Source organism: uncultured Oscillibacter sp., from assembly GCF_910584465.1.
Taxonomy (GTDB): Bacteria; Bacillota; Clostridia; order Oscillospirales; family Oscillospiraceae; genus Oscillibacter.
This window is the reverse complement of sequence record NZ_CAJUBK010000117.1, coordinates 1-3459: the sequence shown is the minus strand read 5'-3', so window position 1 is coordinate 3459 and position 3459 is coordinate 1. Positions and strand designations below refer to the sequence as shown.

The window sequence follows — 3459 nt, the reverse complement described above, 5'->3', positions numbered from 1 at the left end:
AGATCGCCGACTACGGCATCTGCGGCGACCTCTTCAAGGTCACTCCCCTCCTCACTGAGGCCATCCGCGCCGCCAAGGCTGCCAAGTGACCGGGAGATCTGCACCGAATAGCCGAAAGGAGGACGATACGATGGACTTTACCTTGAGCAATGAACATCAGATGCTCCGCAAGATGTACCGGGAGTTTGCCGAGAACGAAGTGAAGCCTTTGGCGCAGGAGATCGACGAGGAAGAGCGCTTCCCCAGAGAGACCGTGGAGAAGATGGCGAAGCTGGGGATGCTGGGCATCCCGTTCCCCAAGAGATACGGCGGCGCGGGCGGGGACAACTTGGCCTATGCCCTCTGCGTGGAGGAGCTGGCGAAGCACTGCGGCACCACGTCGGTCATCGTCTGCGCCCACACCTCCCTGTGCTGCTATCCCATTTATGCCTTCGGCACGGAGGAACAGAAGATGAAGTACCTGCCGGACCTCCTGAGCGGGCGGAAGCTGGGGGCCTTCGGCCTGACGGAGCCCAATGCCGGCTCGGACGCCTCGGGGCAGCAGACCGTGGCGGAGCTGGACGAGTCCGGGGAGAACTACATCCTGAACGGGAGCAAGTGCTTCATCACCAACGCGACGGAAGCGTCCACCTTCGTGGTCTTCGCCATGACCGACAAGCACGCGGGCAACCATGGGATATCCGCCTTCATCGTGGAGGAGTCTTTCCCGGGCTTCTCCATCGGCAAGCACGAGAAGAAGATGGGGATCCGGGGCAGCGCCACCAGCGACCTGATCTTCGAGGACTGCGTCGTCCCCAGGGAGAACCTCCTGGGGAAGGAGGGGAAGGGCTTCCGGGTCGCCATGGGCACCCTGGACGGCGGGCGCGTGGGCGTCGCGGCCCAGGCCCTGGGGATCGGGGAAGGCGCCATCGACGAGGCCGTGAAGTACACCCAGGAACGGGTCCAATTCGGCCGGCGCTTGAGCCAGTTCCAAAACACGCAGTTCCAGCTGGCGGACATGCGGACGCGGGCCGACGCCGCCCAGCTCCTGGTATACCGGGCGGCCGCCGCCAAGGACGCCGGGGACCCCAAGTGCGGCTATTACTCGTCGATGGCGAAGCTGTTCGCGGCGGAGATGTCCAGCGATGCCACCCGGCGGGCGGTGCAGCTCTTCGGCGGCTACGGCTATACCCGGGAGTATCCCGTGGAGCGCATGATGCGCGACGCCAAAATCACGGAGATCTATGAGGGGACCTCGGAGGTCCAGCGCATGGTCATTTCCCGCGCCATGGGCGTGAAGTGATCCGGGGGCCCGCGCCGCCCAGGCTCCGCCGCGGGGGCGGATGGGCCGGCGCGCCCGGACGGAGGCGTCACGGCCCCACAGACAGCCGCTGCGCGGTCGGGGAGGCGGATCCATGGGGATCCTCCCTCTGACCGGGGCATCGCAGGAAGAAGGCCGGGGACGCTTTGCGTCCCCGGCCCAGAGTGTCGAAAAAGTAGAGGAGACTTCATCGACGGGAAGGAAGAGAGTTACGAGAGGGACCCAGGAAGGGTCCCTTTCGTTTTCGATAAAAAAGTTTTCAGAACTTTTTTGAAAGTTCTGAAAACTTGCTCAGCCTGTCGAAAAGACGTTTTCGACAGGCTGGGCCGGGGACGCTTTGCGTCCCCGGCCTTTGGCCGCTGCTCCGCGGGTGGGCGGTCATGCCCGCCGCTTTTGATCTTGTATCGACTTGCAGATTCCAAGCGGGGGTGCTATACTGAGGGCGAGAGGTGATGCACCGTGTATAAGGCAAAGCTGGAAAAAGACATCCGCTGCCCTCTTGAATATGGTCTGGAGATCTTCGGAGGCAAATGGAAGTCCCGGATCATCTGCGTCCTGGCGGACAAGGAGATCCTGCGCTACAGCGAGCTGCGCAGGGAGATGGGGAACATCACGGACGCCGTGCTCGCAGGGGCATTGAAGGAGCTGATCGCCGCGCAGATGGTGGCGCGAAGATCCTATGACGAGATCCCGCCGCGGGTGGAGTATTCCCTGACGGACAAAGGCCGGTCGGTCGTACCGATCCTGCAGAGCATCTGCCGCTGGGCGGGCCATTATCACAAGAGCGGCGGAAGCACGATGGTCCACTGCCAAAGATGCGACCATGCCGGCGGATGAAAAGCCGCTCATAAGTTCCATAGTATCTTGACTTCTCGCGCCGAAGGGTGTATCCTGTTTCCGACATATGCCGGTATCTTATGAGGGGGTGGCTGTATGGCCAGACCGACCCGCTGCCGCAGGGTCTGCGCGGAGCCCGTGTGTTCCGGCTTCCTCCCGCGGGGGGAGGGCGGAGGGGACACGGTGGTCCTGACCGTAGACGAATATGAGGCGATCCGGCTGGTCGACTATGAGGGGAGGACCCACGAGCAGTGCGCGGCGCAGATGGAGGTCTCCCGGACGACGGTGACGGAGATCTATGAAAGCGCGCGGTACAAGATCTCCGACAGCCTCGTCAACGGGAAAGCCCTGGCGATCGCGGGGGGCCATTACCGCGTCTGCCGGGGCGGCGCGGAGGGCGGCTGCGGCCGGGACTGCCGGTGGGCCCTGCAAACCAAGCGGTGCGGAAAAGGAGGAAACACGATGAAGATCGCAGTACCTTATGAAAACGGCCAGGTGTTCCAGCACTTTGGGCACACCAGCCAGATGAAGATCTATGACGCGGAGGACGGCCAGGTGGTCCGGGAGCAGGTGGCCGATACCGCCGGCAGCGGCCACGGCGCGCTGGCGGGGTTTTTGTCCGGCCTGCAGGTGGACGTGCTGATCTGCGGCGGCATCGGCGCCGGCGCGCAGGAGGCGCTGGCCCAAGCCGGGATCGAACTTTACGGCGGCGTCACCGGTGCGGCCGACGAGGCGGTCAGGGCCTTCCTCGCCGGCAGGTTGGACTATCAGGCCGATGTGCAGTGCAGCCACCATGACCATGGGCATCACGGCGGAGGGCATTGCGGCGAGGACCCGCACGGCTGTCCCGGGAACGGAGGCAGATGCGGCGGCTGAGCGCCCTCCCCCCGGCCGCTGAGACGGCGTGAGCGGGGATCGTCCTGCCGCGGCAAGATCTTTTCAAAATACCGGGAGCGGCTCGCGAGGGCAGCAAAGGACTCCCGACAGGCCGAACAGCAAGGGCGCCGTACCGGAGGCGCCCTTGCTGTTCGTTTGGCCAAGGCATGATGAGGATGGGGGCCCTTGCACCTTTTCGGCGGGGGATCCGGCAGAGCGGCCCGCGGAGGGGAACGAGGCTGGCCTTGGGGAGATGACCGCGGGGAAAATACGGCTGCCCTTCAAAAGCGCGGAGGAGTCCGCAGATGTATAATAGGGCGTTATGCCTCGAAATGCGCGGCCCGGCCCTGCCGGACAAGCGCTGGTCTCCTGGCATCCTCTGCCGCTGCGCGGCAGATACGCAGGGGCTCTGCCCCTGCACCCCGCAAGCCTTTGGAAAGGCTTGA

At 64.4% G+C, this 3459-nt stretch carries 3 protein-coding genes; all 3 read left to right on the top strand.

The window, feature by feature from the left end:
- The first annotated feature begins 130 nt into the window (after positions 1-130).
- Positions 131-1282 (top strand): acyl-CoA dehydrogenase, encoded by a 1152-nt coding sequence (locus QZ332_RS13370; protein WP_295766342.1) that lies wholly within the window; start codon positions 131-133, stop codon positions 1280-1282.
- A gap of 477 nt (positions 1283-1759) precedes the next feature.
- A complete protein-coding gene (locus QZ332_RS13365) occupies positions 1760-2137 on the top strand; it encodes a helix-turn-helix domain-containing protein (protein ID WP_295766340.1) in 378 nt (125 codons plus the stop codon).
- A gap of 96 nt (positions 2138-2233) precedes the next feature.
- Positions 2234-3013, top strand: coding sequence for a DUF134 domain-containing protein (locus QZ332_RS13360; RefSeq protein ID WP_295766338.1), 780 nt, complete (start codon positions 2234-2236; stop codon positions 3011-3013).
- Positions 3014-3459 lie beyond the last annotated feature (446 nt).

What these genes read in the sequence shown, in the direction of transcription:
- QZ332_RS13370 (WP_295766342.1), top strand. Translation starts at nt 131, where the DNA reads ATGGACTTTACCTTGAGCAATGAACATCAGATGCTCCGCAAGATGTAC.
- QZ332_RS13360 (WP_295766338.1), top strand. Translation starts at nt 2,234, where the DNA reads ATGGCCAGACCGACCCGCTGCCGCAGGGTCTGCGCGGAGCCCGTGTGT.